The following is a 25001-nucleotide window of genomic DNA, read 5'->3' as shown; positions in this document are numbered from 1 at the left end:
GCAGCTATTTTTGTAAGTGCGATCGCTCGTATCTATCGAATCTATCGAATAAAATGTAGTCTTTGGCTAAGTTTGTCTGATGCGAATTGGCTGAGGTATCAGATCTCATATCTAACCACATTCATTAAGAATAAAATCTAATTATTTCATAAATATATTTTACCAAAAACTGCCTTGGGAAAAGGCACAAAGGTAGAGAAAAAACTAAATCTCCTTTAGCTTAAGAGTGAGGGACATTCAGCTAATTATTGGCGGTGGTAGTACTCCAGGTAACAGCGATGGCAGAGAACGCGATCGCATTGAGAAAATTATTAAAGAATTGAGAATAAGCGACTTTACAACCCTCAGCATTATCTTCTCAAAGATAATGCTGAATGCTTTTTTGTATTATTCCATCTAAATTCAGAGAAGATAGAAGTATACTGAGCATCGACATTTGAACGCCAACCACTAATCGCTTTGCAACCAGTTGACTTTACCACCCTCACAGCTGCTTGTAGCGAACTACGCGCTAACTGGCTACCCTCGCGGATAGAACAGGTTTACCAGCGCGATCGCTACACTATTGCTATGGCATTACGCACCCTTCAACAGCGGAGTTGGCTAGAGATTTCCTGGCACCCTCAAGCTGCACACGTTTGCATAGGCGATCCGCCACCAAGAATACCAGATACCTTCACCTTCAGTCAGCAACTAATACACCAGTTGGGCGGTTTGGCGCTGGTGGGGATTGAGGCGATCGCACCTTGGGAACGCGTTATTGATTTACAATTTGCCCGTCGCCCCCAAGAAAGCGCCCTATATCATCTGTATGCAGAAATTATGGGCAAATACAGCAATGTCATCCTCACCGACGCTAGCAATCTAATTATCACCGCTGCTCATCAAGTTAGTCAGCAACAATCCAGTGTTCGTCCGATCCAAACCGGACAACCTTATGAAACACCACCGAAACTAACTGGTACTGTCCCCAGTTTGACTGAATCCCAAGAACGCTGGCAAGAACGGGTAAGTTTGGTACCAGGAGGCATCAAGCGGCAGTTACTGAAAAGTTATAGCGGTTTGAGTACCGCACTGCTAGAGTTAATGCTACTCGTAGCAAATATAGCACCAGAAACAACCACCGATACCCTCAACTCTGAAGATTGGCAAAGGCTGTTTGGGCGTTGGCAAGAATGGCTGCAAACCCTAGAATCCTGTGAGTTTAAACCAGCCTGGACTGCGAACGGATACACCGTGATGGGTTGGGGTGCAGTTGCAACCGCAAAAGACATCCAGGAATTACTCAACCGCTACTACATTGACCAGATCAATCAACAGTTATTTTCCCAACTGCGTCATCAGCTAAGTCAGAAATTAAATAATATTCTGACTAAATTAAGGAACAAAGCGCAAACCTTTACAGAACGCCTGCAACAATCAGATCGAGCCGATGAGTATCGGCAAAAAGCTGATTTATTGATGGCTCACCTGCAAAATTGGGAACCGGGAATGAAAGAAATTACCCTTGCTGATTTTGACACAGGTCAACCAGTAGCGATCGCTCTCCAGCCAGATAAAAATGCTGTACAAAATGCCCAAAGTCTTTACAAACAGCACCAAAAACTGAAACGCGCTCGCGCTGCTGTTGAACCGCTACTTTTAGAGGTACAGGCAGAAATTCAGTATTTAGAGCAAGTAGAAGCAGCGATTGGCCAGATAGATAAGTACCAAACAGCAGAAGATTTGCAAGCTTTAGAAGAAATTCGCGAAGAGCTAATTGATCAAAAGTATCTAGAAGACCCAGAATACCGTAGCCGCAGCACCAATGAACCTGCCATCAGCAACTTTTATCGTTACCGCACCCCCAGCGGCTTTGAAGTCTTAATCGGTCGCAACAATCGTCAAAATGACCAATTGACCTTTCGTGTGGCTGGAGATTATGACATCTGGTTCCACGCTCAAGAAATTCCGGGGAGCCATGTACTACTACGACTAGAACCGGGAACTGTCCCAGAAGAAGCTGATTTGCAATTTATTGCAAATCTTGCCGCATACTACAGTCGCGCTCGTCAAAGTGACCAAGTACCAGTGGTTTACACTCAGCCAAAGCACGTTTACAAACCCAAAGGAGCCAAACCGGGAATTGCTATTTACAAGCACGAGCGCATCCTCTGGGGACAACCGCAGTTAATAGTCAAGAGTCAAGAGTCAAAAGTCAAAAGTCAAAAGTAGAGACGCGATTATATTCTTACGAGCAGCCGGTTTTTGAGCGTCTACGCGTCTGTACAAGGTCAAGAGTTATTTCTTCCCCTGCTCCTCTACTCTCTCTGCTCCCCCTGCTTCCCACATCTCCACCCTGCCATCCACAGAATTATCCTGTAAGATAGAAGCTTTTAACTTCTGCTCGGATCTTTTTCTGATGAATTTTCATGAAAAATCTGTGTTGGCTGTTACAATATTGTTAAGAAAAGTTGCCCGTTGCATTTTGGGAACGCGCAATTGGTTTTTAACTCTATTGAGAAGACAACGCAAAAAAACATCTTTTAGACCAGCTGTGGGAGGCTGGTCTTTTTGTTTAAACGTGTTAATTAAGTTCGGTTTAGAAGCTGAAAGTTGTCCGAATTATACCGAACCTGAAGCGATCGCTAACACACCTGACCTTTTAACGTATGCAGCAGAACGGTTGATGCGCTTGATTAAAGTTGGGCAAAACTTAGCTCAGCCAGCCACCTTCTCAACTTACACACAATGTTCGATAGTTGCATATCAAAAACTCTCTCAGACTTTCTGAAACTGCTGCCTCAAAAGAATATTTTCCAAAACATTGAATCACTGGGAATTCTAAATTTTGTGGAAACTTTTAAGTAATTTCCACAACTTTTCTTTTTCGACTCCGTTAAATCCACTAGAGATTTCACTTTTGTTCCTCCTGATAGGATTTGAAAATAGCTGACCTTACTCATAAATTGCCTTTCGTAAACAATTAACGATACAACCACAATTTTTCCCTACGTATATATATTGATTTTTTATATTAAATAATAGCCTTGAGACTATTGATTACAAAGAGCTTTTTCTCAACTTCAGATTTATTTATTCAATACATTTTTTTGATAAAAATGATTCTTAATCACTACACAAATTCCCAGTTGGCGTGCCAAGCTGTGGATATTAAATCATTAGGAAAATAAATCAATGTTTACTCTGCAAAAACTATCAATCGCCTTGGTCGGAACAGCAGTTATTTTCATGGGTGCTAACCCAGCAGGTGCTGTTAGCTTAACACAAGGAGGTTCCACACCTGTTGTAGGAGAAGGTCAATACACGAATATTCAAGGAGCTCAAACTATCAACTTTAATAATGGTATAGCGCCTTCTTCTGGAGTTGTTAATTACTCTGCAACCAATGGAATTGTACAAGGATCTGTAGGCGGTCAATATGCTACCCCTTTTGGTAACACCAGCAAATTTTTAACAATTTCCCCAAAAAATGATAAAGTTAGCGGTAATGATTTTGCAGGGAACTCTGGTGATGTAACTATTAGCTTTGCTCAAAGTCTTGATTACTTTGGCTTCTACTGGGGGTCAATAGATACATATAACTTTGTGGATGTTTATAGCAAAGGCAACCTGCTAAGAACATTTAGTGGCGCAGATGTTCCCGGTGCGCCAGCTAATGGTGAACAAAGTGGTAGCACAAATAATGTCTACGTTAATCTGTTAGCTGATACCAGTAAAGGAGAGACTTTTGACAAAGTAGTTTTGAGATCGACTGGTCGCGCCTTTGAAACTGATAACCATAGCTATAGATTAGCTAGTGTTCCTGAATCTAGTTCTACTTTGGGTTTACTAGCCTTCGGTATTTTGAGTGCTGGGTCATTTGTAAAACGGAAATCAAAGACAGCTTGAAATTATCCATTCAGACTGTCTGAAAAATTTAAAATATTATTGTGAGATATAAAGCCTAGCAACAATGCTGGGTTTTATTTTTAAAATCACACAAAAAAGACGCAAAGGAAAACTTTGCGTCTTTTAGGAAAATTAATTGTGAGAATTAGAAACTGAATGTGGTTCTCAGAGCACCAATTACAACATCACCGTTGTCATCGTTATGATCTGGGGATGTCAACCAAATGACTCCTGGGGTAATGGTGATATTGTCACTCAGCTTGTACTGGTAGAACGCCTCAATATGATATGAAGTATCATCATCTTCTGCCAATCCGGCAACACTGGAACTTGTTACTCTCGGCTCTACACCAACGATGATACCAGCCAAGTTGCCTTTTTTACCAAGGTCGGGAAAACCGAGAGTTACAGCGTAGTTCCAAATATCAACCTCTCCACGGTTTCCACTCAAGGTGCGGCTATTGGTGTATCCTGCCCAACCACCCAAGACTAATTTATCACTGATGCCAATGGATGCTTGGATACCATAAGAATTGCTGGAAAATGCTACTTCTTCTAAACCCTGGTCGGCTGCTAAATTCACGAAAGTTGCCGCATTACTACCTGTGAGTAGTGGCTGTTTGTAGGAATTGATGTAAGTTAAACCAACAGAAATGCGATCGCTTGGCGTAAAAGTCAGCTGTGCCAGCGCACCGTAAGCACCATCAAATAAACCATTCTTAGGTGTAGGGTTATTAGCCGTACCACTTAAATAGCCTAAAGTTAGTGCCAATTTATCACCAAACTCCTGGGTTATTCCTAACCCAGCACCAGCCATCTGCCCATAAATTGGGTTGCGTGTACCAAAAGTAGACAAAGCACCAAACGAACCATCACCATCAAAGAGATTGACTGTAGTGGTAAGGTCATCTGCTGCACCTGCATTGGCAATAGCGATTACCTGTGTATTTTCGCCCAGAGGAAATTTGTACCACAGTGCATCGATACCAGCATCATTGTTAGCATCTGCACCACTGTTACCACTGGCAAAAAATAAGTTACCTTCTGTGGTGTTAATGTTAGGGCTAACAATATTATTAGTTTGGATTCTGGTAAACAGTGTATCTTCCCCTGTAAAACTAGTCACTAGTTCGATACGCGCCCGTACTCCAAGAGTTGTATTCTGGTCTGCAATTTCTGCACCCTCAACATTGTCTCCTGACAAAACATCGCTGATGACTGTGACAACTTGTCCTTGCAGTTTGGTTGTAGTTGAAAACTGATTTGCTTCCAACTCCGTGGTGCGTGCTTCTAATGCATCCACTCGACCCCGTAATGTCGCCAGTTCTGCTGAAAATTCTTCTTGCAGCTTTTGCAGTTGGGCTAAATCTTCTTTTTTTACCAATTCACCAGTGGCGGTGGCAATTAGTTCGTTAACTCGCTCAAGACAAGCATTCAAGCCAGCAGCAAACTCATATCGCGTCATTGCCCGATTACCGCGATAAGTGCCATTTGGATATCCTGCAATACAACCGTAACGTTCTACCAGCGATTGTAAGGCTTGGAATGCCCAGTCTGTAGGTTGCACGTCCGACAACTGAGACACCGAGGTAACTTGTGCCATTACCTTATCTTGAGTAACGCTCTCAGCTACAACTTGAGGTTCATTAATTTCCGATGTAGTTGATATTTCACCTGCAAATACAGCACTATTAACAAAAAGTATTGCAGCATAAATTACTGGATTAGCCAGCAAATACGTACAGAATTTTTGCATTTTCTTCTCACACTCAATTAGAATTCACACCCACACTGCGCTTTTTAAAGGCGTATTTTATGAGAAAGTTTTTCAATAATCTTATCAGAATTAAGCAGATTTTCTCACAAAACTAAGTCAAGAAATCCTAATTATCCAAGAAAGACTAAATTTTATACATATTCCTCTCTAAGAAATTATGTTGTTATTTCTTACACATTAAATGTAGAAATAATATCACCTGTCTTGCATGAGAATGATAATTATTGTAATCTAAAAATGTAGAATAAGTCTCATTGTCAATAAGTATTTTGACGAAAGCAAAGCAAACATCCTTTTAGAGGGGAAAATACAGTGGTTTGGAATCGCATGGGACGTAAAATCGGCAGACAAGGACGCGGCATCCTGCCCCTAATTGTTCTGCTCATGTTGTCTATTGCGGCTGGGTGTAACCAATCGAACACTAATCAGTTACTGCAAGCACAAGAAACTGCATCTAACCCATCAGTGCAGGCGGGTAAAACTAAAGTGGTGACGACATTTTTACCGATATATTTATTTACCAAAGCAGTAGCTGGGAATGTAGCAGATGTAGAAATTCTAGTGCGACCAGGTACTGAAGTACATGAGTACCAAGCAACACCAGAAAATGTCAAAGCGATCGCTACTGCGAATGTATTAGTAAAAAATGGTTTGGGGTTAGAGGAATTTTTGGAAGATACTGTCAAAAACGCTCAAAATCCCAAATTAACTCAAATTGATGCCAGCAAAGGTATTAAACCCTTAAATGAAATTTCACCCGTGGAAGCAATGGCGAAAGACGGAAAAGACCACAACCACGACCATAAAGCTGGTAATCCTCACGTTTGGTTGGATCCAGTTTTAGCAAAACAGCAGGTAATAAATATACGTGATGGGTTAATTGCATCTGATCCTAAAAATCAAACTACTTATGAGGCAAATGCTGCCGCTTATATTAGAGAATTAGAAAGTTTAAACGGCGAATTTCAGCAGACTTTGCAAAAAAATCCCAACTGCACCTTTGTTACTTTTCATGATGCGTTTCCATACTTAGCTCAACGCTATAAACTCAAGCAAGTTGCTGTAGTGGAAATTCCTGAAGATCAACTTTCACCGACAGATGTGCAAAATGCGGTTAATGCTGTAAAAAAGTATAAAGTTAAAGCTTTATTTAGCGAACCAGGAGTAGATAACAAATTGCTAACCAGCCTCTCAAAAGATTTGAAATTAAATTTGCAGACGCTGGATTCTCTGGAAACAGGCGAAACAGATCCGCAATATTATTTCAAGGCCATGAAAGCTAATTTGCAAACTCTAGAAACTGCGTGTAAACAAGTTTAATTACGTTTTTTAATTTTAAATTTTGAATTAATTAAATGACATCGCCTATTTTAAAAGTTGAAGGACTAACTGTATATCAAGGCAACTATTTAGCTATTCGAGATGTTTCTTTTGAATTGTTGTCAGGAACGGATACAGCTATAGTTGGCCCTAACGGTGCGGGTAAAAGTACTTTAGTAAAAGCGGTTTTAGATTTGATACCTCAAAGTGCTGGTACGATTGAAATATTTGGTCGTCCACTTGTTAAGCTGGGGCATTTACGCCACTTGTTGGGCTATATGCCGCAAAACTTCATCTTTGATCGCAGCTTTCCTATTTCTGTCAGCGAATTAGTGGGACTAGGATGGGTAATAAAAAGGGAAAGGGAAAAGGGAAAAGGAAAAAGGAAGAATTTATTTTTCTCCAGCCTGTGGAGACAAGACAGGGAAAAATCAGCAGCAGTAATAGAAGCTTTACGAAGAACCGATGCTTATCATCTGCAACATCAAGCTATTGGTACTTTGAGCGGTGGTCAACTCAAGCGGGTGCTACTAGCTTACTGTTTAGTTATGCCTAGGAGACTTTTGATACTCGATGAAGCCTTTGCTGGGGTTGATGTGCAAGGTACAGCAGATTTTTATGCCTTATTAAATGAATTAAAGCGGGAGGAAGGTTGGACGGTATTGCAGGTTTCTCATGATATTGATATGGTAAGCCGTCATTGCGATCGCGTCCTTTGTCTCAACCAAACCCTTGTTTGTACTGGTAAGCCGGAAATTGCCCTTTCACCGCAAAACCTTTTAGCAACTTATGGCCCGGGGTTCAGTCGCTATCAGCACCAACACAATTGAGTTGGCAGACATAGAGAAGTTTCCAGATGAGGAAGCCTCATCTGGAAACTTCAAACAGACAGAATACAGGAGTCTAGAGTTAATATTTTTATTCCTCACTCTCAACTCCTCGCTCCTCAGCTTCATCTAAGTGTTCAGCAACAGCCTGATAAAGTTGATAAATATGGCTATCGTGTAAGCGATAGAATACATTACGACCTTGCTTACGATAACTGACCAAGCGTATCGCCCGTAAGTTTCGCAGCTGATGGGAGACAGCAGATTCACTCATATCTAGTAATGTTGCTAAATCGCTAACACACAGTTCTTTTGTAGCCAAAAAAGAGAGAATTCGCAGACGATTAGCATCTCCTAAGAAGCTAAAAAATTCTGCCATTTGCTGAGCTTTTTCGCTGCTGAGAACCTTATCTGATAGGGTTTGCACAATCTCATTATCTATAATGCACCTCGGATTATACGGAATTATTATCGTTTTAAAAATCAAATTAGTTACAATGATAACTATATAACTTTTGATGAAAGTGTGGGAAAAATTTCTGATTTTTACTTAAAAAATAAAGATTATTTACCATCAGCATAACTGCTAATCAGCTTAAAAGTATTACGTATGTATTTAGTCAATCATTTCCATATAAGTTGGTTAGCCATCATTAATAACGACTTAGTAACTCTGTTGCAATTTCCTTTCATGCAGCGTGCGATCGCAGGTGCTGTATTAATGGGAATACTTGGCGGTATGTTGGGTAGTTTTGTCACTTTGCGCCAGCTGTCTTTTTTTAGCCATGCTGTAGGTCATGCAGCATTAGTAGGCGTGGCGTTAGGTGTGCTGCTTCAGTTTAATCCTACTTGGATGCTGTTACCTTTTACCTTAGTTTTTGGTGTTATTGTCCTCTACTTTATTGACAAAACCGATTTAGGTAGCGATAGCGTACTTAGTATAGTGCTATCAGGTGCATTAGCGATCGGCGTGATCCTCACTAGCTTGATTAAAGGGTATCGCGGCAATCTGATGGCAGTACTGTTCGGCGATATTCTTGCGATTGATACCACAGATTTAATTTTGACGCTGCTGGTACTTATAGGAGGCAGCATATTTTTATTGTCAACCCTACGGCAGCAAATTTTGTTGACACTTAACCCCGATGTAGCACAGGTTCAAGGCATTCCAGTTCAATTGTATCGCTATGGGTTTGTAGTTTTGCTGTCACTGGCTGTAGCTGTAGCGATTAAAGCTGTTGGTGTCTTATTAGTAAACGCCTTTTTAGTAATTCCTGCCTCTACAGCTAAACTAATGAGTCACCACTTTAGCCGCTTTCTCGTCATATCAGTGATTGTTGGTTCTAGCAGCAGCATTGCTGGCATGATTGTATCAGGTCTTTTTAACCTTGCGTCTGGCCCTAGTATCGTTATTGTCCAGTTTCTGCTATTTGTCGTAGTTTTCCTCTGGGTTAAGTTGAGAATGAAAGCAGCATAATTTTTTCTTCAATCTCTTGCTAAATTATTTTATGTTTGCTACATTGATTAATCGTGGCCAAGATAAGTTCCAGCCGGGATAGCTCAGTTGGTAGAGCAGAGGACTGAAAATCCTCGTGTCACCGGTTCAAGTCCGGTTCCTGGCATTTAAGTAAACCCCTTGAAACCCAATAATTTCAAGGGGTTTATCCTTTATAAGTGCTGACTAATAGAGAACAAATATTCTATATTTGAAAAAAATTTTGGACATTTTTGGATAACTTCCTTTCTTCAATCTGCGTTCACAAATTCCAAATACCCATTGCTAAGTTCCTTCACCGCCAAATCATAAAACTGCTTACCATGTTCCGGTGTAGCCAAGCCAGGATTTGATCCCATGCGTCCATCTGGGTAATGCGCTCGAAAGTTAGCAGCACCATAAATCCTGTGTCCAGTTCCAACTTCTGGTGAAAGGGGCGCTTGTTTAATCGCCTCCGGATAAACGTATTGGGTGAGCGCTACTTCACTTGGGGTGGCATGAGAACCTTCTTGGTTGCCATACAATTCTTTAGCTAGCTTGTATACAGAACCGCACATAAACCAGTTAGCCACTTGACATTGCACTTGTGAAGCATTAATAATCTGCAAATCTTCTAAGTAGGCATAAGTTTCGGAGAACGCAGCTTTGAGGGTAGCAATGTTACCGCCGTGTCCGTTGATAAAGTAAAACTTGGTAAAACCGGCTTTGGCTAAACAAGTTACGTACTCTAGTACCACCTGAATTAAAGTACTGGGACGCAGACTAATTGTGCCAGGAAAGGCGGTGTGGTGCAGTGCCATCCCTACATTGATTGTAGGGCCAACGATCGCCTGAGTTGCTTCACCGACACCACGAGCGATCGCTTCTGCACAAATCGCATCGGTGCCAATCAATCCTGTCGGCCCATGTTGCTCAGTCGAACCAATAGGGAAAATAATAGCCTGAGACTGCTGTAAATAAAGTTCAACTTCCTGCCAAGTACTTAAATGAAGTAACATTTTTTATGATTTTCCTCATCAAAATTGCGGTGGGAAGCAATTTTTTGCTACTAAATAGCATCTTCCATAAATTATTTACCCACTAACATGATTATGAACTCCTTTCTTTCACACGGAAGTAATCACTATGAAATACGGTGATTTTAATGAATATTAAGGCAGCAATAATTACGATAGAGATGAAGCCGCAAATTATACAACTACCTTTTTGGCCATCAGCCATGAATTTGGTAAGAAATTTCTGCCAAATGGGGGAGGCAATAAAACTATTTATTTTTACAAATAACAAATATTGTTTGAGGGATGTGGTTGCAACGAGTTTTGTCAGATATGGATATAAGCAATTGGCTGATTCTGCCTCTTCATTTGACGACTCTCGTTGCGAACATCCCTACAATAGAAATCTAAACTGAGTTAATCAGATGTTTGCGTTCTCTAAAATAAAGCAGACAAAAACGCTTTAGAACCAGCACATCTCTACTTTTAACTAATCAAAGTAATAATGTTTTTTCACATCGCTTGTTATTTCCCATACACAGGACATACCAGCGGGAAAAGTTACCAAATCACTTTTACCCATTTGCACTGGCTGTCCACCATCAGGAGTAACAATTACCTCACCTTCCAAAAAGTAGCAAGTTTCTTGAGAATCATACGTCCAAGGGAATTTTGAGACTTCCTTTTTCCAAATTGCCCATTTGGACACATCCAATTGATGAAGACGCTCTTGACTAGGTTGATGCTCAATTTTAATTTCCATGCCGTGTTAACTCTGGTTATTTTCAGCAGTAAGACTGAATATCTTCTCCACACTGATCTACTAAATAACACAAAGCACGAAAACGCAAGCCTACAAGTTGATCATAAAGAGGATTAAGCTTGCACATTGGGGGAATATGTCCAATTTTGCGACCAAACAACATGACATCACGCTCGAAGGGACACTGAGCAGGAATCAGTATGGCAATAAATTTAGCAAATTTACGATTCTGAATTTCGAGTTCGTCGAGCCATGTACGTAATGGTTGCAGTAAATCCAATTTAGGTTGAGCAAACTTTTTTTTAGTCCCTATTTGATGGTTTTCTCCTACAGAATTTATAAAAGCAGGGAAAACAATACGCCGATTATTTGTTTTGAGCATTGTTGTAAGCAAGGCTTTCCTTGTGTTGATAAACTATTGGTCAATTTGAGATGTTACTATGCAACATATTTTGGTCATTTGTTTGGTGCTTTTCATACTAAGACAATCACAAAGCCAAGAATTAGCATAGAATTTTGCAGCGGGAAAATGGTTCAACTAATTGATATTTAAACCCACCAAATTCTGAAGAACTGTCCCGTTAAATACAAAATAACAAAGAAATTATAAAAATGGTATTTCTTTAACTTATTGATTGCTGATATTCAAAATAGCAATCTCATATACATATATTATATATAAATGCTTGGTTCTGAAACTATACAGTACCTTGAGGTGTAACTTTATAGACAAAACTGCGGTTTTATTCTGACTTCAGCTAGAGATTTCTATGATTAGCCCCTAATGACAACAGATTTTAGGGTATTGAGTATCAAATAAAATGTCATATATGTTACATAAACTGACCTAAATATGATTTAATAAGTTGCAAAACATAGTTTGATAAGTACAAGCTAATATACTTATGCAAATAACTGCAAGTTGGGTAAAACTGTTTACAAAAATGTGGAGCAAATACGGTTTTTGCACCCAAAGAAGATCAAAGAGTAAGAGCTTAGTCTACTAACATCTGTTGACAAAGCTGCTACTTTATATGTTCCTGTAAAAAAACTATCTTTGACAAAATATTTGGGAAATTATTTCTGGCAATTCTCCTTGCCTTTTTCTATGGTATACGCTCAGTAATCATCCTTCGGAGATAATACGCGCAATGATCACACTTGTGAATGGCGTAATTACCCTACTTTATGACTGGCTGCTGAGGTGGGGTAAAAAACAAATATACTAGGGTAAGCTTATCTAATTTGGTAGAATGTGAACTTGACAAATTAAGTAAGATAAGCATAAACAAGGATGCTCTTACCCTGTTAATCTTAGCTATTATTTATAAAGTGAATCTTGAATATGTATTTAGGCATACTTATAGTTAGTTTATGAGTAAACTCCTTAGTTCCAATTTGCCAGCTGACTCAGAAATTTAAAATTTTATGCAAATTATTTATTGGTCATTAGTTGCTGTAATGGTAGTGGGTATCATCGGTGCTGTGGTTCCTGCCATTCCCGGTAGCAGTTTAATTTTAATAGCAATTATCATTTGGGGAATTACTAGTAGTTCCTTCGCGGCTATTAAAATACCACTAATAGTGACAATTATCGTTTTACTCCTCAGCGTCGGAGTAGACTTTTTAGCTAGCTACATAGGAGCAAGACAAGCAGGGGCTAGTAAGTGGGGGCAAATTGGCGCAATTGTCGGTTTAGTACTGGGATTTTTGGGATTATTGCCAGCGTTGCCTTTTGGGGGGCCGTTATTAGGTATTTTACTAGGCCCGCTTTTAGGAGCAATTATTGGTGAGTACCTTTATCGGCGGGAATTTGGGTTGGCAGTTAAGGCTGGTATAGGGATTGTGGTAGGATCATTAATTGGCAATTTGATTCAGGGGTTGTTGGCGATCGCAGCAGTTTCAGTTTTCCTCGTAACAACTTGGCCGCAAGTATTTGGCTCTTAGAATCTTCTGAGAAATTTTTCACTGTATCTGGATTTCCCATACAAGAAAATTGAGTAAATAGAGTAACTAATTGCGGTAGTTAGTTATTCTTATCTACTCAATTTAAAGGTGAAATACAAGGGTTTTTCTGAAAAAGTGATGCACTAACCTGGATAAGTTTTTATCTAAGCAATCAAATCCAAAACTATTTATTTTTGGAATTTTTAATTTTGTTAAAAGTGGGCATTGTAGGTTTTTGGATCGCTCAACTTTCCAAAACTCATTTTAAATCCGAGCGCAGTGATCTTCAAAATTAAACTGCTTGTGAGGATTTTTTACGTTTTTGCAAGCCGAATAAAGCTGTTAGTACTAAAGCTCCCAGGCTGACAGTTGTTCCTGGTTCAGGTACACTAGCTTGCAAATCAACACCATCACCATGATTGAATGCACCACCAATACTACCTAGTTGTACCTCAAATGATTGCACATCTGTCAGCTTGATTTTCCTGATATTGCCGTCAGATCCTGGTGTAATTGGCAATAGGAAATTGACACCATTCTTTTTCAGAATCGTAGTACCGTTTTGTTCGGTATCAAAGAATGTTAATTCCAGCTCTCCTATGATGTTAGCGAAATCGAACTTGTACTGACCAACTTCCAATCGACCATTTTCAGCGGGAACACCTACAGGTTGAGCATCTGATGTATCAGCTAGATAAGCTATCGGACGAAAGAAATATTCATCCAAAGAGGGATTTGTTCCTTCATCCTGTCCTAAGAAAGTAATTCCAAATCCATAGTTGTTTGCAGTACTTCTTTGGTCAACAAACAAGCGGCTAAGACCATACTGTGGGTTGATACCATCAGTGTCATACGGCAAACTGGTAACTGTATAACCCAAGGGATTCGTTTCAATACAGTTTACGCCGCTAAGACAACCAACATTTGTTAGGTGAATTTCTCCTTCTGTTGTTGGAACTAAAGAAGTAGCTTGAGCTTCAGATATACCACTAACTAAACTTAAGCTTAGGGTTGATGCTGCAAGTGTTGATGCTAAAATAGTGAACTTTTTCATTAGACTCTCTTTTTTTTTGACTAGTAATCTTCTAGGTAAAAAAGTTTTGTGCTTATTTCCTATCTATAATTTGTATACTAATCGGGTATTTACCTAAGTGCATATACTTGAGTATCATATTTACGCAATCTTTATTGTTGCACTTTTGTATGTAAATACGGAGCGAATAATTACTTAATTGAGGCAACTTTACGTTACCAGTATTTAGCAGCAAATATAACATAGTTAGCATAAATTCCAAGTTTTATCCTGTCTTTACTCAGTAATTGAAATTTTTTATAAAATAATTGAACAAAATAATAAACTTATTATGAAAGTACCCAGACGATTAAAAAAGTATAATAAAAACCCTTCCACAACGGGAGAGGGTTTTACAAGTGCGAGAGCTTGAAAGCGACGGGAAACTCATCCCCAGGCAACTGAATGCAGATTAGCTTGTTTTGAAAAAAATAGACTTAAGCTGACTGCAAAGATTTTCTAGCTTCAGTTGCGATCGCTTCTACTTGATCATCAGCCAGAGTTTCTAATATAGATTTGGCTTCTGCACTATTTAAATAGGTCAAGGCTTGTACAACTCTGTAACGGATTTGCCAATCTGGATTAGTCGCATAGGGAGCCAATAGGGGAACTGCTTGTACATCTCCTAACTCACCCAAAGAACTAATAGCAGCAGTTTGTACTAATTCATTGTCTGACGAGAGTGCCTCTTTGAGTAGTCCAAAGGCTCGTGGATCGCCCAATTCTCCTAACGTAGCGATAATACTGAATTGTATTAACCACTCACTAGTTGTGTGGTAAAGCTGCTGCATGTCTTCAAAAGCTGCATGTAGTTTAAGAGCGCCTAGACAGTCTGCTGCTGCTGCTTGTACATCAGGTTCCGGATCGTTAAGCAAGCGATCGCGCAATATATCTAAAGATAACTGTAAATCCTGTGATCCTAATGTATCCATTTGACTTACTGCTGAGTAACGAACACGGGAATTGCTATCGCCAATCGCACCTTGAACCAATTCAAAACCAATCGCTGGTTCCAGTTGGCGGATTTGGTTAACTGCACGCAAGCGATCGCCCAAATCCGCAGAACTGAGCAATTGCTTAACAGACTCAGGAGTAATACTCATTTAATTATCCTTAATTTTCAAAGGTGTTAAAACGAACAGTCAAAAGTCAAGGGTCAAAACACTTTAGACTCTTGACAAATAACTCTTGACAAATGACAAATGACTAATCTTGACTGGCTGCCATTGCCCGAATAATATCACCACGGGTAAGAACACCAATAACTTGACCCGCGCTGTCAAGCACTGGTAGGCGGTGAACGCTGCGATCGTGCATGAGTTGAGCTGCTTGTTTTAAAGTTTTCTCAGGGGAAATGGTAATAGGGTTTTGACTCATCACCTCCCCAACAGTTTGCCCTAGTGCCTTGTGTAAGTCACGCTCATATTCAGCAGGATTTTTTAAATAGATAACGCTATCAAGAAACATGATGTATGCGGGTGGAGTAACACCAGTTTCTTGCCACATTAAGTCTGTTTCCGAAATAATGCCCACCAATTTACCGACATCATCCACAACAGGTAGCCCACTGATGTGTCGTTCTGCGAGAATTTGGATGGCTTCATTTAGTGGAGTTTCTGACCGGACGACAATTGGATCACGGCTCATCACGTCGGCAACGGTTTTAGACATTTATTTGCTGACACCTTTTATCAAAGTCCCTGCGCTTATTGTAGGAAATTGCGGGACTCAACCTGATGCAATTAATAGATTGTTACTTGTAAACTACGCCTACGCTACTTGGGAAATGCTCTAAAAGCCAGATGATTTTCCATAAGTATAGTTTTTGTCTACCTCTTTGCTCTGCTTCAAGGCAGCGATAATTTGAAAATTTGCTTTAGGAAAAGCAAATGTCTCCAGTTCTTCCAAGTTTACCCAGCGAATTTCGTCGCATTCTAGAGGTTGGGGAATACCTGTAATATGACGACAGTGATGTACTGTCAGGGTGACACGCAAGTCTGTATAAGTGTGGTCAATAGTGATCAGATGCTCTCCTACTTCAATCACTATTCCTAGTTCTTCAGCAATTTCTCGTTGAATACACTCTTGAATTGTCTCACCAAGCTCGATTTTGCCACCGGGAAATTCCCACAAACCGCCCATTACTCCTTGCGGACGACGGCGATCAATTAAAATTTGCTCTTGGTCATTCCAAATTACGGCAACACCAATAATTTTATGGGGTGGAAAAGAACTGGTTTTATTCATAGTTGATTGGGGAAATGAGAAGATAAAGGAGCACAACAGGCAAAGCTTTGGACTCCGATTCTGAAGTTTTGAATAATAACAAAACTCGGCAGGTTAGTTTGCACTCTGCCGAGTTTGTATTTATTGCAAATTCCGTCTACCGCTGTTATTTTATCCACGCGCCTGTATTAATCATTTAGAGATAAGCCTCTGATTGAACCAATTACCTCACTCACCACTAACAATACCGCAGCTTAAATTAAGCAAATATGATAATTCAGTTATCAGTTGATGATTTCTAAATTTTATATTCCTATTCGATTTCGCTATTGTTGGTTTCAATCCCTTGTAAGGCAACTTCAAAGTCCATTCTTTGTTCAGCGTTACGCAAGAAATAACCACTAATCATAGCGGAGGCGAGAAGCCGACCTAGACTTTCTCTACTGGTAGTAATAGTAACACCAAAGTGCTCTGGAGGTAGGTTTCCCAAAAGTCCCACAATATTACGTTCCATCACCTGAAAAACTTCGGGGGAAGTGGGTTTAGATAGCTGGGTAACAGTCTCTGAACTCAAGGACTTAACGTACTGCCATAGGAAATTGCCAGTTTCTGATTCGCTATTAAAAAACTCTGATACTTTATTAGACGGGTTACTCACTTTCTACCTCCTTTAATACCACTACTTGCTACGGTGTTATTAGTATTCCTGTCAACTAATGTAACAGGCTAGTTATATAGTGGAAGTCGGTGTAACCGTACCAAAGTCAGCGTATTTTCTCACCTGTTGGTCATCAGTCACTCGTCCTTTGTGAAAAATTAACAACAAAGGACAAATGACAAATGACTAACTTGCGAGATATTCATCCATATTGGCTTTAGACTTACGAAGTTTTGTTAAGGCTTCCCGCTCAATTTGCCGTACTCGTTCCCGGCTGATATTTAAAATTTCACCGATTTTGGCAAGAGTTAGCGCTTGTCCATCAGTTAACCCAAAGCGTAGCGTGATCACTTCCCTCTGTTGTGGGGTGAGGTCGCCCATTAAGCGCTCTAAGTCATAAGATAAGGAAGATTGCATGACAAACTCTTCTGGAGAAGCGCCTGGATCTTCTAACATTTCTCCGAGTTCGGTATCGTAGTTATCTCCTAGCCGTAAATCTAGAGATAATGGCAAACGTGCTTTTTCCAAGTATTCTCGTACTTGCTTGGGGGTCAATTCTAATTCTTGGGCTAACTCAGCAGCTGTGGGAGCGCGTCCCAGTTTTTGAGACAATTGCCGCTGTGCTTTTTTAATCTTATTCAATTTCTCAGTAATATGGATAGGCAGCCTGATGGTACGAGCTTTTTCGGCTATAGCACGGGTAATAGCTTGCCGTATCCACCAATAGGCATAAGTAGAAAACCTGTAGCCTTTGGTGGGGTCAAACTTTTCCACACCCCGTTGCATACCAATGCTACCTTCCTGAATCAAGTCTAGTAAATCGACGTTACGCTTAATGTACTTTTTGGCAACGGACACCACAAGCCGCAAATTGGCTTCTACCATCTTGCGCTTGGCTATTTCCCCATCTGCGATCGCCTCATTCAACTCTGCTGGTTCTAGCTTTGTTGCTCTTGCCCACTCTTCTAGAGTCGGCTCACGACCTAACTGGGTAGTAAGACATTCCCTTGATTCGTGCAAGGTGGTTGAACGTTGCACTTGTTTGCCATAGAAAATCTCCTCCTCGTGGGTTAAGAGTGGCACACGGCCAATCTCACGCAGGTAAGTCCGCACGAGGTCTGTGGCTGTCTGAGCGGTCTTCATGGCGCTACTCTTTGGTAATGATGGATTTGGCGGTAGGGTCATTAACAGATAGATGCTTTTAGAGGGTGCTAGCCAGTCAGACTGGGAACCCATGCTATGGTTTGCAATTTACGCGCCCGAGAAACTCGGCTGCTCATAGTAATCAAATTAGGGTCTTAACTGCTAAAAGTTACAGCTATTTCCCTGTTTTCACAAGTATCTACAGTTAGATAAAAGGTGGCTTGTTAAACATTGTTTTTATTTGATAAGTATTACCAATTGTAACATTTATGAGAAAATTTGAACATCCCTTGGGAATTGGATTTGTTGATTGTTACATTTCATGCAGTGCCGTTATTACTCTCAAGACATTTTAAAAGCCAATTTACTAAATTATCTAGATAGAGGATAGAAGAAAATTTACTCATATTTGTTAAAATATCTCAATGATAACTATAATTATTCTCTTATAACAATTGCTTAATTTTTTAGGCGAATGAGGCTGGATTGCGAGGGTAAACAAAGAGAAGGGGAGAACGGTAAATAGGGAGAGGGGAGGATCAAAATTCCAAATTCCAAATTATTCTTCCACTCCCCCACTTTTCACCTCTTAGCTCCCTATTTACAGGGCGGTGCTAAAGGTTCGCGCAGTAATCTTGGATGACTTTTACGTCCAAAGTCGTATTTTGTAGGGAGTGGATAGCAGCAACAGTGGCTTTTGCGCCAGCAATGGTGGTAATAATGGGTATTTTGTAAGCCAAGGCTGTACGCCGAATTAACCTAGCATCAGTTTGAGCTTCCTCCCCTGAAGGGGTGTTGATGATGAGTTGGATTTTCTGGTTTTTGATCGCATCTAGAACGTGGGGACGACCTTCATGGAGTTTCAGTACTAACTCAATATCTAACCCATGTTCCTGAAGAACTCGGCGTGTGTTAACTGTAGCCATCACCCTAAAGCCTAAATCAATAAACTCCTTGATTACAGAAACCGCAGGAATTTTGTCGCGATCGCTCATTGATACAAATACGGTTCCCGTCAGGGGTAAACGCTCTCCAGCACCCATTTCTGCTTTAGCAAATGCTCGCCCAAAGTCGCTGTCGATTCCCATGACCTCGCCAGTAGAACGCATTTCTGGGCCCAATATTGTATCAGTTCCGGGGAATTTATTAAACGGTAATACTGCTTCTTTGACGGAAATGTGAGATGGAATGACTTCCTGAGTAAAGTTTAGCTCCTCTAAAGTTTTACCCGACATAACTAGAGACGCCAGTTTCGCTAGCTGTACGCCAGTTGCTTTAGAGACGAATGGTACTGTGCGTGAGGCACGGGGGTTAGCTTCCAGGATATAAACTTGGGGAGAATAACCTTGAGCACCGACCACGGCAAACTGGATATTCATCAACCCCACAACTGACAATGCTTGTGCTAGCTGTACTGTCCAAGCGCGAATTTGATTGAGAACTGCTGGTGATAGGGAAATAGAGGGTAAAGAACAAGCGGAGTCTCCTGAGTGAATCCCTGCTTGTTCTATGTGTTCCATGATGCCACCAATTACTACCCGCCCAGTGTGGTCAGCGATCGCATCTACATCGACTTCAATAGCATTTTCCAAAAATTTATCAATCAAAATTGGGTGTTCAGGCTCCACCTGCACCGCAAAGGTCATGTAGCGTTCCAACTCTGTATCGGAATAGACGATTTCCATTGCTCGTCCTCCCAAAACATAACTAGGACGCACGACTACCGGATAGCCAATGCGTTGGGCGACAATCAGCGCATCTTCATAAGTCCGAGCAATACCATTGGGGGGTTGGGCAATATTCAACTTGTTCAGAATCTTTTCAAACCGCTCTCGGTTTTCTGCCATGTCGATAGAGTCCGGCGATGTACCCCAAATTTTGGGAATTGGGCATGGGGCATTGGGGATTGGGGATTGGGAACTCTCCCCAGTCCCTAATCTCTGCAAATATTCTTGAAGGGGAATTGCCAACTTCAAGGGTGTTTGACCCCCAAACTGGATAATTATCCCTACAGGATTTTCCGTTTCGATGATGTTAAGGACATCTTCCTTAGTCAACGGCTCAAAGTAAAGGCGATCGCTTGTGTCATAATCCGTTGATACTGTCTCTGGATTAGAGTTGACCATAATCGTCTCAAAGCCTGCCCCTTTTAAAGCATAAGCAGCATGACAACAGCAATAGTCAAACTCAATTCCCTGTCCAATACGGTTAGGGCCACCACCCAAAATCATCACCTTTGGCTTGGTTGCAGGCAAAACCTCTGTTTCTTCTTCGTAGGTAGAGTAGTGGTAGGGAGTAAACGCTTCAAACTCAGCAGCACAAGTGTCCACGGTTTTGTAAACTGGGATGATTCCTAGTTGTTTACGGTAAGCGCGGACTTCATCTTCAGTGGTTTTGGTAGCAAAGGCAATCTGGCGATCGCTAAATCCGTCCCGCTTTACTTCATAAAGTTGCTCTTTTGTCAATTGCTGCAAAGGTGTCCGCTTGAGGAATTTCTCCACATCCAGCAGTTGCTGCATTTTATCTAGGAACCAAGGGTCAATGCCAGTGAGTTCGTAAATTTCCTCAATACTTATCCCTAGCTGTAAGGCGTGACGCACAGAGAAAATGCGATCGGGATTAGGTGTCCGCAGTTGGGCGCGAATTTGTTCACCACTAGGTAATTTTTCGGCTCTGTCGCAACCCCAACCAGCGCGTCCTGTTTCCAGGGAACGCAGTGCTTTTTGGAAAGACTCATTAAACGTCCGCCCAATTGCCATTGCTTCGCCTACCGACTTCATTTGCGTTGTCAGCACTGGTTCTGAACCAGGGAACTTTTCAAAAGCAAAGCGGGGGATTTTTGTGACTACATAGTCAATTGTCGGCTCAAAGGATGCGGGAGTTTTCTTTGTAATGTCATTTTTAATTTCATCCAAAGTGTAGCCGACAGCTAACTTTGCAGCCATTTTGGCAATGGGAAAACCTGTGGCTTTGGAAGACAAAGCGGAACTGCGGGACACACGGGGGTTCATCTCAATCACTACTACATCTCCTGTAATGGGATTGACAGCGAACTGAATATTGGAACCGCCAGTTTCTACCCCAATTTCACGGATGATCTTAATTGCCATATCCCGCAGCCTTTGATATTCTTTATCAGTGAGGGTTTGTGCGGGAGCGACGGTAATTGAGTCCCCAGTGTGAATGCCCATAGGGTCAAGGTTTTCGATGGAGCAGATAATCACAACGTTATCTGCAAGGTCACGCATCACTTCAAGTTCGTATTCTTTCCAGCCGAGTAGAGATTGGTCAATAAGAATTTGCGAAACAGGACTAGCATCTATACCTACCTGTGCCATTTCTTCAAATTCTTCTTGGTTATAGGCAATACCGCCACCAGTACCACCCATTGTGAAGGCAGGCCGAATAATCAAGGGATAGGTGCCAATTTGGCGAGCGATCGCCTTTGATTCTTCTAAATTGGAAGCTGTGCCGCTGGGACACACAGCCACCCCAATCTTTGCCATTGCCTCGTTAAATAGCTTCCTATCTTCGGCTTTCTCAATAGCTGGTAACTTAGCGCCGATTAACTCAACGCCGTACTTTTCTAACACCCCGTTTTTGGCTAAGGTAACGGCAAGGTTGAGAGCTGTTTGTCCCCCCATCGTCGGTAGTAAGGCGTCGGGGCGTTCTTTGGCGATGACTTTTTCGACCAATTCCGGTGTCAACGGCTCAATGTAGGTGCGATCGGCCGTTTCTGGGTCGGTCATAATCGTCGCAGGGTTAGAGTTAACCAGCACAACTTCATAGCCTTCTTCTCGCAGCGCTTTACAGGCTTGGGTGCCAGAGTAGTCAAACTCACAGGCTTGTCCAATCACAATTGGACCAGAGCCTAATAGCAGAATCTTCCGGAGGTCGTCACGGCGGGGCATAGTCGTTGCCTTAGAGTACGAGAATAGAAATCCTGATTATTTTAAGGGTGTTTACCCCTAATGATGCTGTTTATTATTAAGTTTTACAGGTTTGACATCAACAGAGAAAAACAGGAGTAAAAAATGGGAAACTCGAGTTATCCGCCTTGTAGACCCCAAAAGGTCGGCTTGCCGTTCGCCTAACATCAACCACAACACAAGAGCGGGGTTATGTATGTTTTACCGACCAGGCGATCGCTGTGGGAAATTGACCAAGATGGGAAAGTAAGAATAAATTTCTCTGTTTCTGTGCGTTTTGGATATCTATTTTTATTTAATTGTGAGCTAAAAGGCTTTCAATCTGTTGCTAACATTTACCATTTGTATTGATCATCCTTTGCAACAAGCAATTATTTTTCAATCACACATAAGTCTGGCTGTTAATGACAAGTAAATTAATCAAGATGAAAATATTTATTAACTAGCTAATTGCTAAATATTTGCAATATTAAATATTAACTATGTATGTCGTTATATTTCATTAAATGAAAAATGGCAGAGAAGTACGGATGCTACTCTCTGCCATTGTTTCGATTTTTTTAAGAGCTTAGTTTTTCTGACTTTTCTTTCAGTCTAGGGTAGATCAATCTAGATTTGAGACTTTTAGTTTTAGGCTGGTTGTACAAACGCCAAGGTTAAGCTATCTTTAGCGAGGAAGTGAGCTAAATGGAAAGCTCGTTCCTCAGTCTTTAACAGAATTTTTTCGTACAAATAGCGTGTAGCTCTGTCACCTAAACTCTCTGCTTGAGCAGCTTGGCGGCGAATCACACCAAGAATGGCTTGTTCTGCGGCTAGGTCATTTTCTACCATCTGACGGCAAGAATATACGCCATCGGCTTCTTGCTCAAAACAGGTTAGTTCTGCTAGTTTACTGAAAGTAGCTACTGGCACACCGCCCAGTCCATCTAATCGCTCCCCAATTTCATGGGTGTGTCCCTGCACTTCTTCGTAGCTCTCGTTAAAAAATTGATGCAACTGATAAAATTCTGAGCCTTCAACAACAAAATGATGTTTTTGGTACTGCAAGTACAGTGCCTGGAAACTAGCTAATACAACATTAAATCCTTCAGTAACTGGAGCAGTTACACTATGATCTAATAAGACAGGATTGTCATAAACATGACCAAAGTTCCGTAATACAGTTTGCGTTTCAGACATTGTTCTCCTCGCTTTTTAACAGTTATGATTTTTAACTGCTTAGTCTCTACATCTTAACATTTTAAAAAGGAAAGCAAGCCCAATAAATATGATGGCCTTTTGAATCTTAGGCTGCTATAACTCTTAAAATTACTCATTCGGCGTATGATGGCACACTCATCAATAGGTGTGTAACTACCATTATCCTTGACATAGATGCTGTGATATGCATACATCTTGAGTGGGAAATAAAAGACTATGTGTCCCTCTGGTTTGGGATTATTGATGTGGTTTAGCACACAGCCTACAAAAATCAGATTTTTTAAAACTACTGAGAATTGTTTGCACTTAAGGTATCCTTATTTAAGAGGCTATACTCCTAAAATTTTTAGATATCAGGAGTTGAGGCGCGGTAGTTACTGCAAGTTTGTTGCACTTTGAGGGCAATTCTCTTGAAATCGTTTAGTTCAGAAAAAGAAAGAAAGCACATCGTAGAGGTGCATTGGGCAGACCGCTGGCAAGTCTATCAACGCTTACAGGAGCTAAATATTCCCTGTTGGTGTGAGACTAACCAACCATTAAGAGTTGAAATTAGTAGTCCTGTGGCAGCTATTCAACTTTGGAGTGTGATGCAGCGATTCACAGCTTCCCGCCAAGACATGATTTGGACTCTTGAAAACAGCTGGCATCGCTACTAACAGTTTTAATTCGCAGCTACCGCTGCTGAGACTGTCTGGCTAGATAACTTGTTTTAGTTAAAAATAGGTCAAGAACATGAGTGAATCCTACACAACCGAAGTATCAGAATTTTGCTTTGAAGGAAGGTTTCTCGACTTTCATATTAAGGATGGTTATAAGCTGAAAGGTTTGCTACTGGGAACTGCTGAAGGTGAATGTTATGTTAAGCTAGCTAAACATTTACGGGCTGCTTTTGACTTGCGGTTGCCACCAGGGACTTGGTTACAAGTTAGAGGTACAAAAAAGCATGATTTAAAAAATGACAAGGTTACACTAAAAGCTGAGCGTGTGATGGCAGCGCGTAAAGAGTGGGAAAGTGAGAGAATTTCGCCTCATTACACAAACCCCGCCAGTTACCAGCCGCAGGAACTACCACCAATCAATAACGCCAAAGCAAAATCGGCTAACACTAAGACTACAATTTTGGTGTGTCAAAAGTCTGATTGTATAAAACGTGGTGGCAAAGCAGTTTGTCAGGCGTTAGAGGCAGCTTTGAGCGATCGCGGTTTAGAAGACCAAGTAACTATCAAAGGCACTGGCTGCATGAAAAACTGTAAAGCTGGTCCTAATCTAGTTATGCCAGACAAAAGCCGACATAGCCGAATTCAGGCTACACACATATCTGCTCTTATGGACAAGCATTTCGCTGACAGTAGCCTGGAAAACATCCCAGAGAACTTGAAGGAAGTAGGGATCACTTATGGTAAGCTCTGCTGAAGCTACTAGCCAAGTTTCCCTTTTATACGCACGAATTAGGAAATAACAAACCGCAGAGGCGCAGCGAAAAGTTGTCAGGAGGGTTTCCCTCCGTAACAAACTTTTCAAGACAGAGTACACCGAGAAATCGATGTTTTTTAATGGGAATCATTGCAAGGCTTGCAGCTATCTCAAAGACCATAATTTGATACCGATAGTTTAGTTCATCAGGCTATTTCACTGGAGTTTAGACTAAGCAATGGAAAATGACCCAGCAGGGCTGAGTTAATCAGAGACTTAGCAAAAGTATGAAGAATCTTGGGTATTAAACAGCAACAGATGGTTCTTTAGGTGGTCGTGCTACTG

The 25001-nt window shown here is 41.0% G+C and carries 24 protein-coding genes and 1 tRNA gene; 12 read left to right on the top strand and 13 right to left on the bottom strand.

The window, feature by feature from the left end; genetic code table 11:
* Positions 1-226: 226 nt before the first annotated feature.
* The 4 genes from IQ246_RS06950 (at position 227) to IQ246_RS06935 (ending at position 3891) form a co-directional block, all read left to right on the top strand.
* Positions 227-400 (top strand): hypothetical protein, encoded by a 174-nt coding sequence (locus tag IQ246_RS06950; RefSeq protein WP_194001467.1) that lies wholly within the window; start codon positions 227-229, stop codon positions 398-400.
* Positions 401-459: 59 nt separating this feature from the next.
* Positions 460-2214 carry an NFACT family protein gene (locus IQ246_RS06945; RefSeq protein ID WP_194001397.1) on the top strand — a complete coding sequence of 585 codons (1755 nt, stop codon included), beginning with the start codon at positions 460-462 and terminating at the stop codon, positions 2212-2214.
* Positions 2215-2401: 187 nt separating this feature from the next.
* Complete coding sequence (locus tag IQ246_RS06940; protein ID WP_194001466.1) at positions 2402-2773, top strand: hypothetical protein; 372 nt, start codon at positions 2402-2404, stop codon at positions 2771-2773.
* Between the two features lie 404 nt (positions 2774-3177).
* Positions 3178-3891 carry a PEP-CTERM sorting domain-containing protein gene (locus IQ246_RS06935; protein ID WP_194001395.1) on the top strand — a complete coding sequence of 238 codons (714 nt, stop codon included), beginning with the start codon at positions 3178-3180 and terminating at the stop codon, positions 3889-3891.
* A 145-nt stretch (positions 3892-4036) separates the two neighbouring features.
* Here the strand turns inward: IQ246_RS06935 and IQ246_RS06930 are convergent, their stop codons facing one another.
* Positions 4037-5647, bottom strand: a complete 1611-nt coding sequence (locus IQ246_RS06930) for an iron uptake porin (RefSeq protein ID WP_194001393.1) — start codon at positions 5645-5647, stop codon at positions 4037-4039.
* 348 nt (positions 5648-5995) lie between these two features.
* Here IQ246_RS06930 and IQ246_RS06925 point away from each other — a divergent pair, with 348 nt between their 5' ends.
* Together IQ246_RS06925 and IQ246_RS06920 are read left to right on the top strand one after the other, a co-directional pair.
* On the top strand, positions 5996-6988 hold the full coding sequence (locus IQ246_RS06925) for a metal ABC transporter substrate-binding protein (protein ID WP_194001457.1): 993 nt from the start codon (positions 5996-5998) through the stop codon (positions 6986-6988).
* A gap of 35 nt (positions 6989-7023) precedes the next feature.
* Entirely contained in the window at positions 7024-7818 is a 795-nt protein-coding gene (locus tag IQ246_RS06920; RefSeq protein WP_194001391.1) for a metal ABC transporter ATP-binding protein, read from the top strand.
* 88 nt (positions 7819-7906) lie between these two features.
* Here IQ246_RS06920 and IQ246_RS06915 read toward each other — a convergent pair whose 3' ends face one another.
* Entirely contained in the window at positions 7907-8194 is a 288-nt protein-coding gene (locus IQ246_RS06915; RefSeq protein ID WP_194001455.1) for a helix-turn-helix transcriptional regulator, read from the bottom strand.
* 231 nt (positions 8195-8425) lie between these two features.
* On the opposite strand from IQ246_RS06915, the gene IQ246_RS06910 reads away from it, so the two are divergent.
* Together IQ246_RS06910 and IQ246_RS06905 are read left to right on the top strand one after the other, a co-directional pair.
* A complete protein-coding gene (locus IQ246_RS06910; RefSeq protein WP_194001389.1) occupies positions 8426-9292 on the top strand; it encodes a metal ABC transporter permease in 867 nt (288 codons plus the stop codon).
* 72 nt (positions 9293-9364) lie between these two features.
* Positions 9365-9437, top strand: a tRNA-Phe gene (locus IQ246_RS06905).
* 124 nt (positions 9438-9561) lie between these two features.
* Here the strand turns inward: IQ246_RS06905 and IQ246_RS06900 are convergent.
* The 3 genes from IQ246_RS06900 to IQ246_RS06890 all read right to left on the bottom strand — a co-directional run bounded on the left by IQ246_RS06900 (position 9562) and on the right by IQ246_RS06890 (position 11450).
* Complete coding sequence (locus IQ246_RS06900) at positions 9562-10308, bottom strand: creatininase family protein (RefSeq protein ID WP_194001387.1); 747 nt, start codon at positions 10306-10308, stop codon at positions 9562-9564.
* Positions 10309-10795: 487 nt separating this feature from the next.
* Positions 10796-11068: a cupin domain-containing protein gene (locus IQ246_RS06895; RefSeq protein ID WP_194001385.1), complete on the bottom strand. Its 273-nt coding sequence runs from the start codon at positions 11066-11068 to the stop codon at positions 10796-10798.
* Between the two features lie 22 nt (positions 11069-11090).
* Positions 11091-11450: a Mo-dependent nitrogenase C-terminal domain-containing protein gene (locus IQ246_RS06890; RefSeq protein ID WP_194001383.1), complete on the bottom strand. Its 360-nt coding sequence runs from the start codon at positions 11448-11450 to the stop codon at positions 11091-11093.
* 1046 nt (positions 11451-12496) lie between these two features.
* On the opposite strand from IQ246_RS06890, the gene IQ246_RS06885 reads away from it, so the two are divergent.
* Positions 12497-13015 (top strand): DUF456 domain-containing protein, encoded by a 519-nt coding sequence (locus tag IQ246_RS06885; protein WP_194001381.1) that lies wholly within the window; start codon positions 12497-12499, stop codon positions 13013-13015.
* A gap of 292 nt (positions 13016-13307) precedes the next feature.
* Here the strand turns inward: IQ246_RS06885 and IQ246_RS06880 are convergent, their stop codons facing one another.
* The 7 genes from IQ246_RS06880 to carB form a co-directional block, all read right to left on the bottom strand.
* Positions 13308-14069, bottom strand: coding sequence for an LEVG family PEP-CTERM protein (locus IQ246_RS06880; protein ID WP_194001379.1), 762 nt, complete (start codon positions 14067-14069; stop codon positions 13308-13310).
* A gap of 455 nt (positions 14070-14524) precedes the next feature.
* Positions 14525-15190: a phycobilisome degradation protein NblB gene (gene nblB, locus IQ246_RS06875; protein WP_194001377.1), complete on the bottom strand. Its 666-nt coding sequence runs from the start codon at positions 15188-15190 to the stop codon at positions 14525-14527.
* A 103-nt stretch (positions 15191-15293) separates the two neighbouring features.
* Positions 15294-15758: a CBS domain-containing protein gene (locus tag IQ246_RS06870; RefSeq protein WP_194001375.1), complete on the bottom strand. Its 465-nt coding sequence runs from the start codon at positions 15756-15758 to the stop codon at positions 15294-15296.
* A 120-nt stretch (positions 15759-15878) separates the two neighbouring features.
* Positions 15879-16334, bottom strand: coding sequence for an 8-oxo-dGTP diphosphatase MutT (gene mutT / locus IQ246_RS06865; RefSeq protein ID WP_194001373.1), 456 nt, complete (start codon positions 16332-16334; stop codon positions 15879-15881).
* A 292-nt stretch (positions 16335-16626) separates the two neighbouring features.
* On the bottom strand, positions 16627-16971 hold the full coding sequence (locus IQ246_RS06860; RefSeq protein ID WP_194001371.1) for a DUF760 domain-containing protein: 345 nt from the start codon (positions 16969-16971) through the stop codon (positions 16627-16629).
* 186 nt (positions 16972-17157) lie between these two features.
* Positions 17158-18114 carry an RNA polymerase sigma factor, RpoD/SigA family gene (locus IQ246_RS06855; RefSeq protein ID WP_194001453.1) on the bottom strand — a complete coding sequence of 319 codons (957 nt, stop codon included), beginning with the start codon at positions 18112-18114 and terminating at the stop codon, positions 17158-17160.
* A 614-nt stretch (positions 18115-18728) separates the two neighbouring features.
* A complete protein-coding gene (gene carB, locus IQ246_RS06850) occupies positions 18729-22025 on the bottom strand; it encodes a carbamoyl-phosphate synthase large subunit (RefSeq protein ID WP_194001369.1) in 3297 nt (1098 codons plus the stop codon).
* A 210-nt stretch (positions 22026-22235) separates the two neighbouring features.
* Here carB and IQ246_RS06845 point away from each other — a divergent pair, with 210 nt between their 5' ends.
* Positions 22236-22394, top strand: coding sequence for a hypothetical protein (locus tag IQ246_RS06845; protein WP_194001367.1), 159 nt, complete (start codon positions 22236-22238; stop codon positions 22392-22394).
* A 279-nt stretch (positions 22395-22673) separates the two neighbouring features.
* Here IQ246_RS06845 and IQ246_RS06840 read toward each other — a convergent pair whose 3' ends face one another.
* Positions 22674-23222 carry a Dps family protein gene (locus IQ246_RS06840; protein ID WP_194001365.1) on the bottom strand — a complete coding sequence of 183 codons (549 nt, stop codon included), beginning with the start codon at positions 23220-23222 and terminating at the stop codon, positions 22674-22676.
* 431 nt (positions 23223-23653) lie between these two features.
* Here IQ246_RS06840 and IQ246_RS06835 point away from each other — a divergent pair, with 431 nt between their 5' ends.
* Both IQ246_RS06835 and IQ246_RS06830 read left to right on the top strand, forming a co-directional pair.
* A complete protein-coding gene (locus tag IQ246_RS06835; RefSeq protein ID WP_194001363.1) occupies positions 23654-23899 on the top strand; it encodes an Asr1405/Asl0597 family protein in 246 nt (81 codons plus the stop codon).
* Positions 23900-23975: 76 nt separating this feature from the next.
* A complete protein-coding gene (locus IQ246_RS06830) occupies positions 23976-24656 on the top strand; it encodes a (2Fe-2S) ferredoxin domain-containing protein (protein ID WP_194001361.1) in 681 nt (226 codons plus the stop codon).
* Positions 24657-25001 lie beyond the last annotated feature (345 nt).

The organism is aff. Roholtiella sp. LEGE 12411 (genome assembly GCF_015206995.1).
GTDB lineage: Bacteria > Cyanobacteriota > Cyanobacteriia > Cyanobacteriales > Nostocaceae > Komarekiella.
Note: the sequence above shows the minus strand (reverse complement) of the source record. Positions and strands in the feature narration are given on the sequence as shown.

Excerpts from the sequence above, each read along its gene's own strand:
- nblB (WP_194001377.1), bottom strand. The coding sequence starts at position 15,190 with ATGAGTATTACTCCTGAGTCTGTTAAGCAATTGCTCAGTTCTGCGGAT.
- IQ246_RS06845 (WP_194001367.1), top strand. The coding sequence starts at position 22,236 with ATGTATGTTTTACCGACCAGGCGATCGCTGTGGGAAATTGACCAAGAT.
- IQ246_RS06890 (WP_194001383.1), bottom strand. The coding sequence starts at position 11,450 with ATGCTCAAAACAAATAATCGGCGTATTGTTTTCCCTGCTTTTATAAAT.
- IQ246_RS06930 (WP_194001393.1), bottom strand. The coding sequence starts at position 5,647 with ATGCAAAAATTCTGTACGTATTTGCTGGCTAATCCAGTAATTTATGCT.
- IQ246_RS06915 (WP_194001455.1), bottom strand. The coding sequence starts at position 8,194 with ATGGCAGAATTTTTTAGCTTCTTAGGAGATGCTAATCGTCTGCGAATT.
- IQ246_RS06880 (WP_194001379.1), bottom strand. The coding sequence starts at position 14,069 with ATGAAAAAGTTCACTATTTTAGCATCAACACTTGCAGCATCAACCCTA.
- IQ246_RS06910 (WP_194001389.1), top strand. The coding sequence starts at position 8,426 with ATGTATTTAGTCAATCATTTCCATATAAGTTGGTTAGCCATCATTAAT.
- IQ246_RS06840 (WP_194001365.1), bottom strand. The coding sequence starts at position 23,222 with ATGTCTGAAACGCAAACTGTATTACGGAACTTTGGTCATGTTTATGAC.
- carB (WP_194001369.1), bottom strand. The coding sequence starts at position 22,025 with ATGCCCCGCCGTGACGACCTCCGGAAGATTCTGCTATTAGGCTCTGGT.
- IQ246_RS06940 (WP_194001466.1), top strand. The coding sequence starts at position 2,402 with ATGAATTTTCATGAAAAATCTGTGTTGGCTGTTACAATATTGTTAAGA.
- IQ246_RS06885 (WP_194001381.1), top strand. The coding sequence starts at position 12,497 with ATGCAAATTATTTATTGGTCATTAGTTGCTGTAATGGTAGTGGGTATC.
- IQ246_RS06870 (WP_194001375.1), bottom strand. The coding sequence starts at position 15,758 with ATGTCTAAAACCGTTGCCGACGTGATGAGCCGTGATCCAATTGTCGTC.
- IQ246_RS06900 (WP_194001387.1), bottom strand. The coding sequence starts at position 10,308 with ATGTTACTTCATTTAAGTACTTGGCAGGAAGTTGAACTTTATTTACAG.
- mutT (WP_194001373.1), bottom strand. The coding sequence starts at position 16,334 with ATGAATAAAACCAGTTCTTTTCCACCCCATAAAATTATTGGTGTTGCC.
- IQ246_RS06925 (WP_194001457.1), top strand. The coding sequence starts at position 5,996 with ATGGGACGTAAAATCGGCAGACAAGGACGCGGCATCCTGCCCCTAATT.
- IQ246_RS06895 (WP_194001385.1), bottom strand. The coding sequence starts at position 11,068 with ATGGAAATTAAAATTGAGCATCAACCTAGTCAAGAGCGTCTTCATCAA.
- IQ246_RS06830 (WP_194001361.1), top strand. The coding sequence starts at position 23,976 with ATGAGTGAATCCTACACAACCGAAGTATCAGAATTTTGCTTTGAAGGA.
- IQ246_RS06920 (WP_194001391.1), top strand. The coding sequence starts at position 7,024 with ATGACATCGCCTATTTTAAAAGTTGAAGGACTAACTGTATATCAAGGC.
- IQ246_RS06935 (WP_194001395.1), top strand. The coding sequence starts at position 3,178 with ATGTTTACTCTGCAAAAACTATCAATCGCCTTGGTCGGAACAGCAGTT.
- IQ246_RS06855 (WP_194001453.1), bottom strand. The coding sequence starts at position 18,114 with ATGAAGACCGCTCAGACAGCCACAGACCTCGTGCGGACTTACCTGCGT.